Genomic DNA, 1,022 nt, shown 5'->3' with positions numbered 1-1,022 from the left:
GCTATGATCTGGCCCTATGATGCCGCGGGTCATCAGCGCTATCCGCGGGAGGAACAGCAAGGGGAAAGCCATGGCACGCTGGACCGTCACATTCATGGACAAACCCGAAATGGACCGGGTGCGCGGCGACAAGAAGCGGCGCGAGGCGCATATCGCCTTTGTGCGGTCGCGGCCCGAACTGCAGATCGGCGGCGCACTGGCGATGCGGCCGATGCAGGACTTTCCCGGCGCGATCTGGAATGTAGAGGCCGAGACCCGCCAGGATGTCGAGCGGCTGATCCTGCAGGATCCTTATTACGTGGCCAGCTTGCGCACTTACAAGATTACCGAATGGGGCACTGCCTCTGCCATTCAGGGAATGCTGTCATGACTGCACCTCAGGAGCTCCGCCAATCCGCGCCCGCGCTGACCCGCTGGGCGGTGCTGTTCCGCGATGCGCCTGCAATGATGGACATCCGCGCCAACAAGGCCCGGCGGGATGCCCATGTAGCCTATGTCGAGGATCACCCTGAGCTGCGCCTCGGCGGCGGACTGAAACTGGACGCGGACGGCGACTTCTGCGGCGCCTTGTGGATTGTCGAGGCTGAGGACCGGATCGAGGTGGAGCATCTGATCCATGGCGATCCGTTTTACGTGCCTGCCTTCCGCTCTTACGAGATATTCACCTGGGGCAAGATTCTGGAAGACCGCAACGCGGTACTGTGAGGCAGGGCTGTGAAGCGCGCGCCGCGGCAACGGCGCAATTTTCTTGAGAAAGAAAATTGGCCGGAAAATTGGAATTTTCCGGTACGGCCCGACTGAGCCCTCGGGCTGCCCCTGCAATGCTGTTGACCCTGCCTTTGGCCCCCGGTATCCGCATCTGTGAACATATGGGACGCCAGATATGAACCTCTTTACCGATATCCGCTCGCTTGTGATTGACAGTCTGACCGCGATGACCGCGGACGGCGCGCTGCCCGAGGGGCTTGATTTTGCCAATGTGGCGGTGGAGCCGCCGCGCGATGCCGCCCATGGCGACATGG

The 1,022-nt window shown here is 61.8% G+C and carries 2 protein-coding genes; both read left to right on the top strand.

All coding sequences use genetic code 11. The annotated features are described in order from the left end of the window. Window positions 1-70 precede the first annotated feature (70 nt). Window positions 71-370, top strand: coding sequence for a YciI family protein (locus tag A2I95_RS42195; RefSeq protein ID WP_027258586.1), 300 nt, complete (start codon window positions 71-73; stop codon window positions 368-370). Then, window positions 367-705, top strand: a complete 339-nt coding sequence (locus A2I95_RS42190; protein WP_291738191.1) for a YciI family protein — start codon at window positions 367-369, stop codon at window positions 703-705. Before A2I95_RS42195 ends, A2I95_RS42190 begins: the two co-directional genes overlap by 4 nt. Window positions 706-1,022: the final 317 nt, after the last annotated feature.

It is taken from the genome of Leisingera sp. F5, from assembly GCF_001593695.1.
This window is presented reverse-complemented; position numbering and strand designations above follow the sequence as displayed.

Excerpts from the sequence above, each read along its gene's own strand:
- A2I95_RS42195 (WP_027258586.1), top strand. The coding sequence starts at position 71 with ATGGCACGCTGGACCGTCACATTCATGGACAAACCCGAAATGGACCGG.
- A2I95_RS42190 (WP_291738191.1), top strand. The coding sequence starts at position 367 with ATGACTGCACCTCAGGAGCTCCGCCAATCCGCGCCCGCGCTGACCCGC.